The sequence below is a fragment of the Paenibacillus pini JCM 16418 genome, assembly GCF_000576305.1.
GTDB classification, from domain to species: Bacteria; Bacillota; Bacilli; order Paenibacillales; family Paenibacillaceae; genus Paenibacillus_AQ; species Paenibacillus_AQ pini.
The window spans coordinates 107,301-122,754 of record NZ_BAVZ01000009.1; the positions used below are offsets into that span (position 1 = coordinate 107,301).

Consider the following 15,454-nt stretch of genomic DNA (forward strand, 5'->3'; position numbering starts at 1 on the left):
CAACATTCCGCGAAAACTAGGTTTGATTTTATCACATAAGGAGGGAACAAATGTGAATACTTCGTCATTTTTAAGCGGGGTGTTGATTGGAGCAGCAGCTACGACTATTTTAGCCAAGAAAAAGGGCTCGCTTCTCTCATCCGTCATGGGATCGAATGGAAACATATCTTCCCTAGGGTTGAACTCGGGCAGTGGAAGTCATTCAAGTGACAGTAATTACACGGGTGGATCTTCTAGTCAAAACCATTCCACAGCTACAGGACACGGAGGGCAGGCTTATTCTAAAGAAACGAGCCTGAACCAAGTGAAGGATTTCATTCGTAACAACCCAGAAGTGAAGCAAGAAGTAGATATGATTTTGAAAGAAACCAATACGGTCATACCGGGTTTGTAAACAAAAAAGATCTTGTTAGAATCATTTACAGTGCGGTTTTTGCACTGTAAATGATTCTTTTTTTGTCTATTTTACTACGTGCAATTATTTTTATATAATGATAACATACTTACATAGAACCATTTTCAGCACATATTATGGGGGATATCATAATTTGTTATATCTCATTGCTTGCAGAGGAGGATCCTGTCATGAAAATAGAACGTTTAAGCCAAGATAAGATACGGATTTTCCTCACGTTTGACGATTTGAGCGAGCGCGGCATACAGAAGGACGATATGTGGCAAGAAATTCCGAAGGTACATGAGCTATTCACCGAAATGATGGATCAAGCCTATAACGAACTCGGTTTCGACGCAACTGGACCACTCGCCGTGGAAGTGTTCGCACTGCCCGCTCAAGGTATGGTCGTCATTGTGACCCGTGGAAAATACGATCATCAGCAATACAGTCATTTAACTGAGGATGAACTCCCGGAAGAAGTATATGAAATGGAAGTTACGCTCGAAGAGAGCGACACCATCGTCTATGCTTTTAGTGATATTGAAGTTTTAATTGAGGCGGCACATGTGCTTCGTGTTCATATTACCGAAGCCGGCAAGCTATATCATTACAAAGATAAATGGGTGCTTTATTTAGAACCGGATGATTTGGATTCCAGCAAGCATTCATCGTTGATAGCAGTTCTAGCCGAATTTGGTATTTCAACCTCATATACACAGGCGGTTCTAGATGAATATGGTAAAGTTATCATTGAAGAGAACGCTGTGAAAGTCCTGTGTACGCATTTCAAACGTCATGATTCATAAGGGTTTGCTGATGTATCCCATGAAGAATTCTTCATGGGATACAATTGATTTGATAACAAAATGATAAAAGATGCGACATCGTTAGGTAGAAGCAGGTGAGCCTGCAGAAAGTGAGGTAGGAATCGGTGCTAGTGTTTTCGATAATTGCGTCAGCATTGGCGCCGGGACTTGCCCTTTTAACCTATTTTTATTTAAAGGATCGATATGAACAGGAACCACTGATGATGGTCATTAAAGTGTTCTTACTCGGATTTTTAATCGTTATTCCTGTGCTGATCTTCCAGCGGGGCCTTGATATTGGGCTGGGTGAGAACCCGTATATTCAGTCATTTGTAATAGCATCATTCGTGGAAGAATTCTTGAAATGGTTCGTATTATATCACATGATATACAATCATACGGAATTTGATGAACCTTATGATGGCATCGTGTATGCAGTTGCTATTTCACTCGGTTTTGCAACCATAGAGAATGTCATGTATGCCTGGTACAGTCATGCATCGATTGGTATTATGTTTATTAGGGCGTTATTGCCTGTGTCAGGCCATGCCATGTTTGGTGTAATTATGGGCTATTATATGGGACGTGCGCGCTTCTCGACAGGGATAAAGGCCAAAAGGTATTTGGTCTATTCATTAGTTTTACCGTGGTTCTGGCATGGGGTTTACGATTTCATTCTAAGTACGATGACGCAATATTGGATTTGGTTCATCGTACCTCTGATGACATTCCTATGGTATGGGGGAATGGGGAAGGTATACCGGGCCAATAACCGCTCGCCGTTTCGTTTTATTAAGAGAGAAGAAAAGATTAATACGTAACAGATTTGGACACACTTGATCCTATTAATCGTGATATGCCGGATGCGGAAATATCACAAGGATTGGGGTGTCTTTTTTGCGTGTCAAAGTGAAAATTGTATGTAGATTATGCGGTGAACGTTTTATTTTACGAGGAAGTAAAGAGAGAGACCGAATAGAAACAGGTTTCAAGCAGTGTCTATGCAATAACCGGAATTTATTTGATATTGAAGAAGATCCGTTTTAAGAACAAGCTTGATAACTTCGTGCATAAGACTTCCTTATTCTAGTCAAACTAATCGCAGATTGGCTTGATGAAAGGAGACTTCTAATACGATGTATAAGCGCTTAACGGCTGTATTATTTCCTATCGCTGCCCTTATGTTGATCGGAGCCTTGGTTTGGGGTTACCAAGAAAATCAGGAGAAGAACGCGATACTGATCAAGGCTGAGAATCAGTACCAGCGTGCATTTCATGATCTTTCCTATCATGTGGAGCAATTACACGGTGAAATTGGAAATACGCTCGCAGTAAATTCGGCTTCTAATGCAATGCACCGTAAAGGGCTTGTAAATGTGTGGAGACTCACAAGTGAAGCGCAGAATGAAATTAATCAACTACCGCTAACCCTTCTTCCTTTTAATAAGGCTGAAGACTTCTTATCTCGGATATCCAACTTCTCATATCAAGCGTCGATGCGGAATCTGGACAAAGAACCTTTGACCAAGGAGGAAATGAAAAATTTAAAGACCCTGTATACAAACTCTGCGGACATCTCTAAGATGCTTCAAGGTGTTCAAAGTAAAGTCATTGGTAAAAATCTTCGGTGGATGGACGTTGAAACGGCTATGGCGACCGACGAGAACATGGAAGATAACACGATTATTGATGGATTTAAAACGGTAGATAAAAAGGTTGGGGAATACCCTGAACTCAATTGGGGACCTAGTGTAGCTAGCATATACGATAAACGTTCGGTTAAGATGCTAGGTGGGAACCCTGTTTCCTCAGACGTTATTAAGCAAAAGGCAGCTAAGTTTGCGGATGCAGGTTCCCATGCTTCTATCCAAGTTACTGAGAACGGAAAAGGCACTGAATGGGCTTCGTATACTGCAAATGTGAAAGCTCCAAACCTAAAGGCACCTCTATCCATGGATTTTACACGCAAGGGTGGCCGTTTGATCAGTTTTACAGACCATCGTGAAATTGGGCAGAAAAAGGTAAACATGGATCAAGCCATGATTCAAGCGGATCAATTCCTTAAGAATAAAGGATATCCTGATATGACTGCTGTAACGGCAGATCAATATGAGAACATGGGGAATTTCACATACGTTCGTAAACAAGATGGAGTATATATTTATCCTGACAAAATGACAGTCCGTGTGGGGCTTGATGATGGAAATGTTACAGGCTTTCAGGCTAGTGATTTCATTTACGAAGAATCTAAGAAACATACGATAACCAAGCCCAAACTTACATTAAGCGAGGTGCGCCGGAAGCTAAATCCGGAATTTAAAGAGACATATAATCGGCTGGCACTGATTGAAGATGACCTATCACAAGAATCGCTGTGCTATGAATTTGGCGGAAATATCAATGGATCGAAATACCGAATTTATTTGAGTACGGAAGATGGTACTGAGAAAGCCGTCGAAGAAATCAGGACATCAGGTAAATAAAAGCTTTTAATAAGAGGCCACTGCAACAGGATGGCTTCTTTTTTTTGCGTAAAAAACCGCTTCCGCGGGATCAAAGACATGTTATAATTAGGAAGTATTATTACATTATAAGTCGGCGGTGAACCAGTTTGTATCCAAAAATAAGCGATCAGTTATTTATGAGTATTGATTCAGGGGATGAGAAGGCAGCAGGAATAGAATACAAGTCAAGAGTAGCTGATTTGGTTGAAGATTCTATGCTGATTGAAATACCGCTTCAAGAAGGTACGGGTACCACGAAAAGGTTATATGTTGGGGATGAGCTATCGGTTTATTTTATATCAGAAGGTGGAACTAAAAATTACTTTAATACATACGTGCTTGGTTTCAAAGAAGATGTAATACGCATGGTGCGCATACGCAAGCCTGATGCAGATATGATTACAACAGTACAGCGACGGAGTTTCTTTCGTGTGAATGCTGAACTTGAATTAGCTGTGAAAACAGAGAGTATGACTCGTTTTGTAGCCCGTACCGATGATGTTGGCGGTGGGGGTTTATCCTTTTTTTGCGATGCTAATTATGCCGTTAAAGAAGGAGAAGCCCTTTCGTGTTGGATACTTGTACCCTACAAAAATGGGAATCTTGAGCATGTGCCCTTTAAGGGAGAGGTGGTACGTGTTAATAAGGTCGAGAATGGTCGTTTACATAGTATGGTCAAGTTTACATCCATTTCAGATATGGAACGCCAGAAATTGATACGTTATTGTTTTGAGCGTCAGATGGATTTTCGCAATCGCTAATATGCCATTCCATTATGGTATAAATATGTAGAACCCGGAGACACTAAGTGGAAAATTTCGGGAGTGGTATTTTATGAAGGAAGAGGAACGAATTCGCGAGTATGTTCTTTTGTTTAATCGCCTGTGTCATCAGGCAGGTTACATTGTCAAAATCATACTTACAGGACTGATCGTAGCGTTGCTGCTTTTCCAGATAGCCCTCCATATTGACGAGCTACGACCGTTCATTTCATCTGTAGATCGAATGGAAGGAGATACGGTGAATGCACGGAATGTAAGGGATTGGAAGGAGTGAAAACGCTAATCCTTTTTGCATCACTGATTCTTGTGTGGTATAATTTTCACGTCGCAGGCAATGCCTGCTTTTTTCTTGAGGCTTATGTTTGAGGGAGGAATGCCCCTTTGGCTAGGCAGGGGACAGAGAACACATTGAAAATTAATATTGCAATCGATGGACCCGCAGGGGCAGGTAAAAGTACGATAGCCCGGTTCGTGGCGAAAGAATTATCGTACATTTACGTGGACACTGGAGCCATGTATAGGGCAGTCACCTGGTTTATGCTGAAGCATCAAATTGAACCGGAATTTTCGGAAAAAGTGCTTCAACAATACCCAAAATATGGTGATTGAATTAATACCTGGTGAACAGGGTCAGAAAGTTTTGGTCAATGGTGAGGATGTTACATCCTTTATCCGCTCCCAGGAAGTTAGCGGAATGGTTTCCCGATATGCGCAAATCGAGGGGCTGCGAACCCATTTAGTTGGACTGCAGCGGCAAATGGCTTTGCGCAAGGGCGTTGTCATGGATGGACGCGATATCGGTACCACAGTACTACCAGATGCCGAAGTGAAAATTTTTATGACGGCAACTGTCGAAGAAAGGGCTCTCCGCCGCTTTAAGGAACTGCGTGATCAGGAAGGGCTGACACTTGAACAGCTTGAGAAAGACATCGCGGAGCGTGACCGTCTGGATGAAGGACGGGAAATTTCACCACTGCGTTGTGCTGATGATGCTATTATTGTGGATACCACACATATGGATATCACTCAAGTTGTAAATACAATTGTTAGTTATTGCATAACACACAGGATGGGGAGAACCACTAATGATTTATGTTTTTTGTAGGGCTGTACTGCGTTTTATTTTTGCCATATTGTATCGTCTTGAAACGGTTGGCAAGGAACATGTTCCACAAGAAGGCGGGGTGCTACTCTGCTCGAATCACATCAGTTTGCTTGATCCTATAACGGTTGGTATTCCTGTTAACCGTAAAGTCAATTATATGGCGAAGGAAGAACTGTTTCGTGTTCCGGGATTTGGATGGCTTATTACTCAGCTAGGAGCATTTCCTGTGAAACGTGGTGGCGTCAGCAAAGAGTCAATTCGGACATCCCTTACCATTTTGCGTAATGGCGGAATGATGGGTATATTTCCGGAGGGAACGCGTAATTCAAGCGAAGGTACTGCCAAGAAGGGCGCCGCTAGCTTTGCGCTTCGCAGTAATGCTGTAGTCATTCCAGCAGCCATCATAGGAAATTATAAGTTTATGCGTAAAGTAAAAGTTATTTATGGTGCACCTGTGGATTTATCAGCCTTTCTAGATGGTGGATCTGCAGAACTAGAACTTGCAACTGAAACAATCATGTCCCGGATTAATGAAATGAAGCAAACGGGGAAACCGACCTTGAACTAAAGAGGATCGTGCATGAAGGTCGACGCTTTTAGGTACCATACTAATACAATTTATGTATGTGTGTTTTGAACTCTGCATCAGCAGGTTTGAATAAATGGGGTTTTGAATTGAGGAGGGTATTGACATGTCGGAAGAAACAAAGAATCAAGAAACAGCAGAAGTAGTAAGCCAAGAGGAAATGGACCAATTCGTATCCTTGAAAAAAGGGGACACAGTGAAAGGTTCGATCGTCAAACTGGAGGATAACCAAGCTTATGTAAGCATTGGATATAAATATGACGGTGTGATTCCGATTCGCGAATTGTCTTCAGTACAATTGGACAACGCTTCGGATGCAGTAGAAGTGGGCCAAGAAGTAGAATGCAAAGTCGTTAGCATCGACGATGAGAAAGAAAAACTGGTTCTTTCTAAACGTGCTATTGATGGAGAAAATGCTTGGGAAGAGCTTGAAAAACACTTCGCAGACCAGGACATTATCGAAATTACAGTATCAGACGTTGTTAAAGGCGGTTTGGTAGCTGACGTAGGCGTACGCGGATTTATCCCTGCTTCTATGGTTGAACGTCATTTCGTTGAAGATTTCAGCGATTACAAAGGACGTACACTTCGCGTTAAAGTAAAAGAACTAGATCGCGAGAACAACAAAGTCATTCTTTCTCAGAAAGACGTTCTTGAGCAAGAGTTCGAAGTTAACAAATCTAAAGTAATGGCTGACCTTACTGAAGGTCAAGTTATTGAAGGAACAGTACAACGTTTGACTCAATTCGGCGCATTTGTAGATGTTGGCGGCGTTGACGGTCTAGTACACGTTTCTGAAATGGCTTGGAGTCATGTTGATAAACCATCTGACGTTGTATCTGAAGGCGATCAGGTTAAAGTGAAGGTACTGAAAGTGGATCCGGAAAAAGGTAAAATCAGCCTTAGCATCAAAGCTGCTCAACCAGGACCATGGGATAGTGCAGCAGAGAAGTTTAAAATTGGTGATGTGGTAACGGGTGAAGTTAGACGTCTTGTTGCTTTCGGCGCATTCGTAGAGCTAGCACCAGGAGTTGAAGGGTTGGTTCATATCTCCCAAATCTCCCACAAACATATCGGAACTCCGCAAGAAGTGTTAAGTGAGGGACAACAAGTTCAAGTTAAGATTCTTGACCTGAACTCTTCTGACAAACGTGTCAGCCTTAGCATTAAGGAAACTGAAGAAGCTCCAGCAGGTAGCACTTCTAATAACTCTAGACCAGAAAGATCATCTTCTAAGAGCCACAAAGATGATTTGAAGGACAATCCTAACGTGTCCCTCAGCAATGAAGGTCTTAGCTTTACACTTGCAGAGCGCTTCGGTGATAAACTCAGCAAATTTAAGTGATACAGGATCTTAAATCCACAATCGGTGAACCCTCAACCGGGTTTGCCGATTGTTTTTTTATGAAGAGAGAATGAACATACTAAATATGAGTATAATCATGAAGTAATTCATTTGGATGCGTTTCCTATGAAACGTTAGCCAAGATGAACGTTTTTTGCTATGATGATTATCGTAAGAATTGACAGGAGGAGAGAATTATGGCAAGACCCGTAGTTGCTATCGTGGGTAGGCCTAACGTAGGGAAATCAACGATTTTCAACCGTTTAATTGGAGATCGGCTCGCTATAGTGGAAGATAAGCCGGGTATTACCCGTGACCGAATTTATAGTGTATCAGAATGGAATGGTAAGCCATTTAGCATCATCGACACAGGAGGAATTGAAATTGATGGCGATGATGAAATTTTAAAGTCTATTCGTATGCAGGCTGAACTCGCTATTGAAGAAGCTGACGTTATTGTGTTTATGTGTGACGCAAAGAGTGGTTTAACGCAGTCGGATGAGGAAGTCGCTCAAATGCTCTACCGATCTGGTAAGCCTGTTATTCTGTCTGTTAATAAGGTAGATAACATGAAACGTGTGGATGATATTTATGAATTTTACAGTCTTGGATTTGGAGACCCGATTGGTATTTCGGGGAGCCACGGTACAGGTATTGGCGACTTGCTTGATGCAATTGTTAATAACTTACCGGAGCTCACCGATGATCAATATGATGAAGATGTCATTCGTGTGGCGCTAATTGGTCGTCCTAATGTAGGAAAATCTTCGCTTGTAAATGCCATTTTAGGGGAAGAACGCGTTATCGTTAGTGATATTGCAGGGACAACCCGAGATGCAATTGATACTCCATTTGAACGTGATGGACAACGTTATGTCCTGATTGATACAGCAGGTATGCGTAAACGCGGTAAAGTATATGAAACTACAGAGAAGTATAGTGTTATGCGTGCAATGCGTGCTATAGAACGTGCAGATGTTGTCCTTATCGTTATTAATGGTGAAGAAGGAATCATTGATCAAGATAAACACATTGCAGGTTATGCCTATGAAGCAGGTAAAGCTTCTCTATTTGTTGTAAACAAATGGGATGTTGTGGAGAAGCATGACAAGACAATGCAAGAATTTGAAAAGAAAATTCGTGATCACTTCTTGTTCATGACTTATGCACCTGTAATGTTCTTATCCGCTAAAACGAAGCAGCGCTTACATAAGCTACTGCCCGTCGTACAGCATGTTGCTGAGCAGCATACCCTTCGCGTGCAAACACATCTACTCAATGATGTCGTATCGGACGCAGTTGCTATTAACCCACCTCCAACGGACAAAGGACGTAGATTGCGTATTAACTATGTCACTCAAGTAGCGGTCAAACCACCTACGATTGTGGTATTCGTGAACGATCCAGAGTTAATGCACTTCTCGTATGAGCGCTATTTAGAGAATAAAATCCGTGCGGCATTTGATTTTGAAGGGACACCAATACGGATCTTCACACGCCGAAAGTCTGATGAAAGTTAGGGGAGAATAGATTGGCTCTATCAATTATTGCTATCATCCTGAGTTATCTACTTGGGTCTATAAGCTTTAGTGTGGTCCTCGCGAAATTGCTGAAGGGTATTGATATCCGTCAGCATGGTAGCGGTAATGCCGGAGCAACGAACACGCTTCGTATTCTCGGCAAAGGGCCTGCCATTCTTGTTTTGATTTTGGATGTTCTTAAAGGAGTAGCGGCAATAGGACTAGGGAAATGGTTAGGTGGAGATAACGAATGGATACCAGCTTTATGTGGTATCAGTGCTATTATAGGCCATAACTGGCCGCTCTACTTCCATTTTAGAGGAGGTAAGGGAATCGCGACTACAATTGGAGTCATGGTTACCATGAGCTTTCTCCCTGCCTTATATGCAGGTATTGTGGCTATTCTACTTATCGTATTAACCCGATATGTATCACTGGGCTCGCTTGTTTTTGTAGCTCTGACGCCCGTTTTCCTCGCGATTCTAGGTAATACTGGGCCTATTTTTTGGACCAGTCTGATTATTTGTCTATTCGCTTTTTGGAGACATCGAAGCAATATAACAAAAATTGTCCAAGGTCGAGAGAATAAGATCGGATCCGGAGGACCCAAAGGGGGAAAAGGTATTGTCAAGTAAAGTGGCTGTACTGGTGGCTGGAAGTTGGGGCACGGCGTTAGCAAGTGTGCTGGCATCTAACCACCCCAATGTTGTCATATGGAGTCGGAATGAAGAACAGGTACAGGAAATTAACCTTAAGCATATGAACAGTCGTTATCTGCCTAAGGTTAAATTACCAGAAAGTTTAAAGGCAACTTCGAATTTAGAAGAAGCTGTTAAAGACGCCATGGCAGTTGTTATTGTGGCTCCTTCTGCGGCTATGCGCGAAGTTGCACATGCAATTAAGCCTTACTGGCATAAAGATATGTTGATCATCCATGCAACGAAAGGTTTTGAAACGGAAACCTTGAAACGGATGTCGTCTGTTATTGCAGAAGAATTAGGCTGTAATGAAGGCGATATGGTTGTATTATCTGGACCAAGTCATGCAGAAGAGGTCGTACGGCGTTGTCCAACGACAGTAGTTGTAGCATCACTTAATGATAATGCAGCTGCTGCAGCTCAAAAACTGTTCATAAATGCGGATTTCCGTGTCTATACAAATCGTGATATGGTTGGTGTTGAATTAGCAGGCGCTCTTAAGAATATTATAGCTCTTGGAGCAGGGATGTCTGACGGACTTGGATTCGGTGACAATGCTAAGGCAGCACTGCTAACTCGCGGTCTAGCTGAAATTACTCGGATCGGTGTTGAGATGGGAGCAAATCCGCTTACCTTCTCAGGTCTAGCTGGAATTGGAGATCTTGTAGTTACAGCTACAAGCCGTCACAGTCGTAACTGGCGAGCTGGATCAATGCTCGGAGAGGGTATGAAACTTGAGGAAGTACTCAGCTCAATGGGTATGGTGGTCGAAGGAATAAGGACAACTAAAGCTGCCTTTTCAATAGCGCAGAAATACAATGTGCAAATGCCTATCGCGGATCAACTTTACCATGTTCTCTTTGAAAACATGAACCCACGTACCGCAGTGGAAGCACTAATGGGCCGTTTGCCTAAGACCGAAATGGAAACGATGACGCTTGAAACTTGGGAACAATGGCATAGCTAAGCTTATTCACCTTTTCCGGTAAAACCTCATATATTGATGGTGAGGAATGCTGGAGGAGGGGAGAAAATTTGAGCAAAAACATTTCCAAGGATGCACTGAATGCCATAAATAAAAAGACGGGCAAACACATCACGGAAGGTGCTGTTAAAAAGCTTGCGAGTACGGTCAAACCGTCAACGATGCAAAGTGAGACCCAGCTCCGACAGCTGATTAAGCAGGTTTCATCGATGGCTAATGTGCCTGTAAGCGAAGACACGATCCAGGATATTGTGAATGCCGTCAAAAAAAGCGGAATGAACTCACAAAACATGGAATCGTTAATGAAAATGATGATGATGAAGAAATAGAGTTGAATTCACTTCAAAATAAAAGAGCAAAAAGTCTGTGGAGCCATGAGCTGCAAGGACTTATGCTCTCTTTTTTACGAATATGGACAAGTTTCGTGGTATAATGGTTTGCATATATATAGCCCTAATAAGAATGGAGAGTTTGATCCTATGGATCCGATGACTAAAATGTGGGTATCCCTTGTGGCAATGCTAATCTTGGGATGTTCCGTATTTTTAATTACGTTCGCACGCACCAAAACAAAGGGAGTCATAAGAATAGCATTATCTTTAATTGCCTTTTTGTTTATGGTTGTTGGCTTTCTAGGCGGCGTACTTTCATTAACATAAGTAAGGAAAGGTGAGTATATCCATGGAATCATCATTGCATCTTATGGGACGAACTATCGAGAAAACGGTGGAACCCGAACTGGGTCAAACCATTCTTCAGCATGCTGTGAAACATCAGGTTGATTGGCAGCATCTTTGTACTAGGGGTACCTGCGCGCGTTGCCGTTGTATCGTGCTGGAGGGTGCCGAACACCTTGAGGAACCTACAAAGGCAGAACACAGACGCCTTGACCCAGAAGAATTCGACGAGGGTTTCCGTTTAGGCTGTCAAACGGTCGTTAAGAGTCTTGGTAAGATTGTTGTCCGCAATAAAACGTACTTTTAAATAAATACACCCTGAAACGGAAGATTGGAGTGTGTACCATGCAGATCTCTCCCGAACTACAACATGCCCTGCAGGACGCCTCCCGAATGCTGAGTGGGGCTGGGAACGAATGGCTATTAGGTGGAAGCTGTGGCTTACTACTGCAGCATGTTCATTTGGATCAATCACCGAACGATATCGATATATATGCGGATCGGGATTCAGTCCTTGCATTTCATGAAGCGTTGGTTGACTGTTGTGTGGATGGCCCCTTATATAGTGAAACTGCACAATACCGCTCTCTTTTAAGCCATTATCAGTTAAATGCTTACCAGATGGAGCTTGTTGGTGGATTTAGTGTCCGTACTGAAGGTTCGCTGTATGAAGTTGAAATACGGCGGCTACTTTACCCTGCTGCAGTTGAAATTCAATTGGGGTCTCATAAATTACTACTGATGCCTCTTGCTCATGAATTGCTATTTAATGTACTGCGTAGCCGAGCCGATCGATATGAAGCTATTGCGACGGAGATGCGTAAGGAATTAAATACACATTTACCCCTAATGGTTCAGCTTATTGAATCCAACAGATTGTCGAATGATCTGATTGCTGAGTTGTCTAGATTATTGGAGTCTCCTGCTTTGTTAAAGTATTGTGGAGTAATTGAAGGCAATGCGAGTGCCTGGTCTGAGGGTGAAGCTAATGGATTATGACATTGAATTCAGACCGTCTGGTAAAAAAGTAAAGGTTCGAGCAGGTCTACCAGTTCTAGATGCTGCGCGGAGAGCAGGCGTACCCATTCCTACCCGTTGTGGTGGCAAAATGGGTTGTCTCATGTGTAAGGTCGAAGCGCAGGGTGAGGATGGGAAGAAGCTGTCAGCACCGAAGGAAGCCGAGCTTCGAAAGCTCGGTTCACTTGCAAATCAAGGGATACGACTCGCTTGTCAAGCGAAGGTCGAAGGATCAGTTACGGTTACTGTACCTGAAGACCGCTTAAAGGCAGCCATTCGTAAACAGCTGGAAGCAGCCAAGAACTGCGACAACGATGATACACTATGGTAAGTCGATGCTAATATAAAGGATGATGTTTGTTGATGAACACCACCGCTTTTTCGAAGAGGTCTAGACGTATAAAAAAAGCAACTGCGACGATGATGATGTTTGGCATCCTTATACTTACGACAACTGGATGTTTATATTCTGGTGATAAGAAAACGGAAACAAGAGTTTCATACCGTGAAAGTGTGAAGCGTATTCAATCGGCTGTCGATGATTTTCAGAAGGATCAGGGTATTCTTCCAATTGTGAATCCTGAAGAGTCCACACCTCGTTATGAGAAGTTTCGTGTAGATTTGAATCAACTTCAGAAAAAGGGTTTTATTGATGAAATACCTAAGACTGCTTTTGAAAAAGGCGGGAGCGCATATTTTGTAATTCAAAATGAAGAGAAGGACCCCACGATCAAGGTTATGGATCTTGTGACTGTACAAAAGGTTAATGACGTTCAACGCGCAGTAGATAAATATAAAACATCTCATTCAGGTAAGCTACCAGTGGGTGATGAAGTATATCCGGGACTACATAGGATTGATCTGAAAGAAGCAGGGGCTGACATTGATCTGAAAAGCGTATATTCCGGCCAGAATATGGAATTTATCGTAGATTCAGCAGGAGTGGTATACGCTGATTATGCATTTGATATTATGCAGTTGATTGATAAAGAGGGAGATAAACCTTCCACAAATGAAGATTTGCGAGAATATCTTGTGAAAGCTTCTGACTATGTACCTGTCAAATCCTTGCCTTATGAATGGGTGAACGACGCCCCTGTAGCTAAGCAGCCATAGTAGTTCTGTTGTTTCAATATAGTAAGAACATGATGATCCATCCCTTGGGATGGATCATTTTTTTTGTTTGACAGTAATTCTTTAGGGCATACATATCTCTGCCGCGATTCGCATATATCTGAGAGGGATGGCAAGAGGGAGATTTTCAGTGAGATTGTAGTTTATATGATTTCCTGCAAAATACCCGTCATATTGTTTTTGATAGGTACATAATATGATACTAGTCCAAATGCCTGAACGAGTAACGCCGCTTTGCCGTTTCCATTCTTGATGACCCGGCGGCGGAGTACTAATGACAATGTATGGTTGCACATCCGTTGCAACAGCTCGAGGCTTCTGATGGAACACGAAGCGGATGCTCTTAAAGCATTTTTCCTTCGGAATAAATGAGGAGGGGATCTCTTTTGGAAAAAGTGGACATTTTCAAGGATATTGCCGAACGAACAGGTGGAGATATCTACCTGGGTGTCGTAGGCGCAGTCCGCACAGGCAAATCAACATTCATCAAGCGATTTATGGAAACAATTGTACTGCCGAATATTACAAATGAAGCCGACCGGGTCAGAGCGGTTGATGAGCTTCCGCAGAGTGCAGCAGGTAAAACAATCATGACAACAGAGCCTAAATTCGTCCCTAATAGCGCTGTTCAGATCAAAGTGGCTGAGGGACTGGATGTGAACGTACGTCTCGTAGATTGTGTAGGTTATGCAGTAGAAGGTGCCAAAGGTTATGAGGATGAGAACGGCCCACGGATGATTTCAACGCCATGGTTTGAGGAACCGATTCCATTTCAAGAAGCCGCTGAGATTGGGACGAGAAAAGTTATTCAAGAACATTCCACGTTAGGTGTAGTTGTGACAACGGATGGTTCGATATCTGAAATCGCTCGCGGTTCCTATATCGAGGCTGAAGAAAGAGTTATTGCCGAATTGAAGGAAGTAGGGAAACCTTTCGTATTGGTCATCAACTCCACACGTCCTAAAAGCGAAGAGACACAACAACTACGCAACGAGCTTGCAGAAAAGTATGATATCCCTGTCATGACTCTAAGTGCAGCTACAATGACTGAAGATGATGTCACGGGTGTACTTCGTGAAGTGTTGTATGAATTCCCTGTACATGAAGTGAATGTGAATTTACCAAGCTGGGTCATGGTGCTTAATGAGAATCACTGGCTACGCAGCAACTATGAAAACTCTGTACGTGACACGGTAAAAGATATTCGCCGTTTACGCGACGTGGACCGGGTTGTAGATCAGTTCATGGATTATGAATTCATTAATCGAGCTGCGCTCAGTGGTATGAATATGGGTCAGGGTGTAGCGGAAATTGATCTATTTGCTCCGGATGAGCTGTATGATCAAATTTTGATGGAAGTCGTGGGTGTGGAAATCCGTGGTAAAGATCATCTGCTACAGCTGATGCAGGAATTCTCTCATGCTAAAAGAGAATATGATCGTTTCGCAGAAGCGCTTGAAATGGTCAAGACGACGGGTTACGGCATTGCAGCTCCATCTCTTGCAGAGATGACTCTGGATGAGCCAGAACTCATCAGGCAAGGTTCTCGCTTCGGAGTTAGATTGAAGGCAACAGCTCCTTCTATCCATATGATTCGTGTGGATGTGGAGTCGGAGTTCTCTCCAATCATCGGTACCGAGAAGCAGAGTGAAGAATTGGTTCGTTATCTGATTCAGGATTTCGAGAACGACCCGATCAAGATCTGGGATTCAGACATCTTCGGCCGCTCCTTACACTCCATTGTGCGTGAAGGTATTCAAGGTAAAATTGCAATGATGCCGGATAATGCGAGGTATAAGCTTCAAGAAACGCTGGGCCGTATCATTAATGAAGGTTCAGGGGGACTTATTGCTATCATTCTTTAAGAGATAATTGAGAAGAACCGTAACCAGGACGCG

At 42.7% G+C, this 15,454-nt stretch carries 19 protein-coding genes and 1 pseudogene; 19 read left to right on the plus strand and 1 reads right to left on the minus strand.

Translation table 11 applies throughout. The features are described 5' to 3' along the window. The first annotated feature begins 52 nt into the window (after positions 1–52). The 18 genes and pseudogenes from JCM16418_RS14100 (at position 53) to JCM16418_RS14185 (ending at position 13,538) form a co-directional block, all read left to right on the plus strand. On the plus strand, positions 53–394 hold the full coding sequence (locus JCM16418_RS14100; RefSeq protein WP_036650028.1) for a hypothetical protein: 342 nt from the start codon (positions 53–55) through the stop codon (positions 392–394). Positions 395–585: 191 nt separating this feature from the next. After that, positions 586–1,203: a genetic competence negative regulator gene (locus JCM16418_RS14105; protein ID WP_036650032.1), complete on the plus strand. Its 618-nt coding sequence runs from the start codon at positions 586–588 to the stop codon at positions 1,201–1,203. 125 nt (positions 1,204–1,328) lie between these two features. Then, on the plus strand, positions 1,329–2,024 hold the full coding sequence (prsW, locus tag JCM16418_RS14110) for a glutamic-type intramembrane protease PrsW (protein ID WP_036650035.1): 696 nt from the start codon (positions 1,329–1,331) through the stop codon (positions 2,022–2,024). A 315-nt stretch (positions 2,025–2,339) separates the two neighbouring features. Then, on the plus strand, positions 2,340–3,686 hold the full coding sequence (gene ypeB / locus JCM16418_RS14115; RefSeq protein ID WP_036650038.1) for a germination protein YpeB: 1,347 nt from the start codon (positions 2,340–2,342) through the stop codon (positions 3,684–3,686). Between the two features lie 128 nt (positions 3,687–3,814). Next, entirely contained in the window at positions 3,815–4,468 is a 654-nt protein-coding gene (locus JCM16418_RS14120) for a flagellar brake protein (protein WP_036650041.1), read from the plus strand. A 73-nt stretch (positions 4,469–4,541) separates the two neighbouring features. Then, the gene (locus JCM16418_RS14125; RefSeq protein ID WP_036650044.1) at positions 4,542–4,763 is read left to right on the plus strand and encodes a hypothetical protein; all 222 of its coding nucleotides are present in this window, start codon (positions 4,542–4,544) and stop codon (positions 4,761–4,763) included. Between the two features lie 107 nt (positions 4,764–4,870). Continuing rightward, a pseudogene (cmk, locus tag JCM16418_RS14130) lies at positions 4,871–5,594 on the plus strand ((d)CMP kinase). Next, positions 5,575–6,162 (plus strand): lysophospholipid acyltransferase family protein, encoded by a 588-nt coding sequence (locus JCM16418_RS14135; RefSeq protein ID WP_036650047.1) that lies wholly within the window; start codon positions 5,575–5,577, stop codon positions 6,160–6,162. Before cmk ends, JCM16418_RS14135 begins: the two are co-directional and overlap by 20 nt. 124 nt (positions 6,163–6,286) lie before the next feature. Beyond that, a complete protein-coding gene (rpsA, locus tag JCM16418_RS14140) occupies positions 6,287–7,525 on the plus strand; it encodes a 30S ribosomal protein S1 (RefSeq protein ID WP_036650050.1) in 1,239 nt (412 codons plus the stop codon). Positions 7,526–7,722: 197 nt separating this feature from the next. Continuing rightward, positions 7,723–9,045, plus strand: coding sequence for a ribosome biogenesis GTPase Der (gene der, locus JCM16418_RS14145; protein ID WP_036650053.1), 1,323 nt, complete (start codon positions 7,723–7,725; stop codon positions 9,043–9,045). An 11-nt stretch (positions 9,046–9,056) separates the two neighbouring features. After that, positions 9,057–9,680, plus strand: coding sequence for a glycerol-3-phosphate 1-O-acyltransferase PlsY (gene plsY / locus JCM16418_RS14150; RefSeq protein WP_036650055.1), 624 nt, complete (start codon positions 9,057–9,059; stop codon positions 9,678–9,680). Continuing rightward, positions 9,670–10,710, plus strand: coding sequence for an NAD(P)H-dependent glycerol-3-phosphate dehydrogenase (locus JCM16418_RS14155; RefSeq protein ID WP_036650057.1), 1,041 nt, complete (start codon positions 9,670–9,672; stop codon positions 10,708–10,710). Before plsY ends, JCM16418_RS14155 begins: the two co-directional genes overlap by 11 nt. 68 nt (positions 10,711–10,778) lie before the next feature. Then, on the plus strand, positions 10,779–11,057 hold the full coding sequence (locus JCM16418_RS14160) for a stage VI sporulation protein F (RefSeq protein WP_036650059.1): 279 nt from the start codon (positions 10,779–10,781) through the stop codon (positions 11,055–11,057). A 159-nt stretch (positions 11,058–11,216) separates the two neighbouring features. Beyond that, positions 11,217–11,387: a DUF2768 family protein gene (locus JCM16418_RS14165; RefSeq protein WP_373280718.1), complete on the plus strand. Its 171-nt coding sequence runs from the start codon at positions 11,217–11,219 to the stop codon at positions 11,385–11,387. A gap of 22 nt (positions 11,388–11,409) precedes the next feature. Further along, positions 11,410–11,712: a 2Fe-2S iron-sulfur cluster-binding protein gene (locus JCM16418_RS14170; protein ID WP_052020300.1), complete on the plus strand. Its 303-nt coding sequence runs from the start codon at positions 11,410–11,412 to the stop codon at positions 11,710–11,712. Positions 11,713–11,750: 38 nt separating this feature from the next. Beyond that, a complete protein-coding gene (locus tag JCM16418_RS14175) occupies positions 11,751–12,404 on the plus strand; it encodes a hypothetical protein (RefSeq protein WP_174890026.1) in 654 nt (217 codons plus the stop codon). Then, positions 12,394–12,753 carry a 2Fe-2S iron-sulfur cluster-binding protein gene (locus JCM16418_RS14180; protein WP_036650063.1) on the plus strand — a complete coding sequence of 120 codons (360 nt, stop codon included), beginning with the start codon at positions 12,394–12,396 and terminating at the stop codon, positions 12,751–12,753. Before JCM16418_RS14175 ends, JCM16418_RS14180 begins: the two co-directional genes overlap by 11 nt. A 32-nt stretch (positions 12,754–12,785) precedes the next feature. Beyond that, positions 12,786–13,538 carry a YphF family lipoprotein gene (locus JCM16418_RS14185; RefSeq protein ID WP_036650066.1) on the plus strand — a complete coding sequence of 251 codons (753 nt, stop codon included), beginning with the start codon at positions 12,786–12,788 and terminating at the stop codon, positions 13,536–13,538. A 161-nt stretch (positions 13,539–13,699) separates the two neighbouring features. Here the strand turns inward: JCM16418_RS14185 and JCM16418_RS24985 are convergent, their stop codons facing one another. After that, entirely contained in the window at positions 13,700–13,837 is a 138-nt protein-coding gene (locus JCM16418_RS24985; RefSeq protein WP_156327223.1) for a hypothetical protein, read from the minus strand. A gap of 105 nt (positions 13,838–13,942) precedes the next feature. Here JCM16418_RS24985 and spoIVA point away from each other — a divergent pair, with 105 nt between their 5' ends. Next, complete coding sequence (gene spoIVA / locus JCM16418_RS14195; protein ID WP_036650070.1) at positions 13,943–15,421, plus strand: stage IV sporulation protein A; 1,479 nt, start codon at positions 13,943–13,945, stop codon at positions 15,419–15,421. The last annotated feature ends 33 nt before the right edge of the window (positions 15,422–15,454 follow it).